The sequence below is a fragment of the Brevundimonas denitrificans genome (assembly GCF_030160755.1).
Classification (GTDB): Bacteria; Pseudomonadota; Alphaproteobacteria; order Caulobacterales; family Caulobacteraceae; genus Brevundimonas; species Brevundimonas denitrificans.
In genome coordinates this window covers 1-833 of sequence record NZ_BSOY01000162.1, presented here as the reverse complement: position 1 = coordinate 833, position 833 = coordinate 1, and the positions used below count along the sequence as shown (strand labels likewise).

The following is an 833-nucleotide window of genomic DNA, read 5'->3' as shown; positions in this document are numbered from 1 at the left end:
CAATAAGGGGTTCGACGACTTGACTGGGGCATTCTCCCGACTCCTGTATTCCATTCCGGAAATCAGCAGGCAGTCTAACAGTCGTGTCCTTAAAAAATCTTAATATTCCCCCCGGATTTAATGATAATTTTTAAGCAATTCCCATTGTTCCGCTGCCATTGCCTCACGGGCAAGGATCATTGCCGGGTTACGAGTCGGCAAGGCGTCTCCGCCCGGCAGGCATCTGTGAAAGTCCGTCTGAAAATCCAACCCCATCATTGGTCGCGGCGGGATGGGACGGCACGAAGGCCGGTGCAGGCGCAGGTGCTTGTTGGCTGGCGGGATGTAATCCGGGTTGCGCTTGCGGGGGTATAAAGTTCTGCGGCATCCCCGGAATCGGGGGCGGTTGGTGTGCTGGTGACATATCCGGGTAGTGAGGCTGATATCCCGCTTGATAGCCCGCGTTCTGGAGGGGGCGGGCGGGCGGCTGGTTCTGCTCGATTTCCGGGTTCATGTATTTGTCGAAGATGCCGGATGCGATATGCTGGGGCAAGGCCTCGAACAGGGACAGGGTGTTTTGCATGCCGATCTTGTTGATAAAATTGGCAATTGTGATGGTCAGAAGGCCTGTTCGTACGGATTGTTCGTCAATGCCCCGCTGTTGACAGCGGGCAAGGGCATCGGACAGTTCCTTTGCGACGCCGTTGATCCTTTGTCCATTGCTCATGTCTGGTCCCCTCTCTGGTCTGGTACGGGCGATCGGTTTGTTGCTGTACACATGCTGAAGGGTTAACGTCTGGCTGTTCTTTATGTGAATATTAATGCCTAGGCAGGTCTTCGCAGAGACGCGGCAG

The 833-nt window shown here is 55.0% G+C and carries 1 protein-coding gene; it reads right to left on the bottom strand.

Annotated features, from left to right (window positions below; translation table 11 throughout):
• Positions 1-187 precede the first annotated feature (187 nt).
• Positions 188-833 (bottom strand): hypothetical protein (locus QQJ79_RS15505; RefSeq protein ID WP_284223830.1); only part of this gene is annotated, 646 nt, incomplete at its 5' end.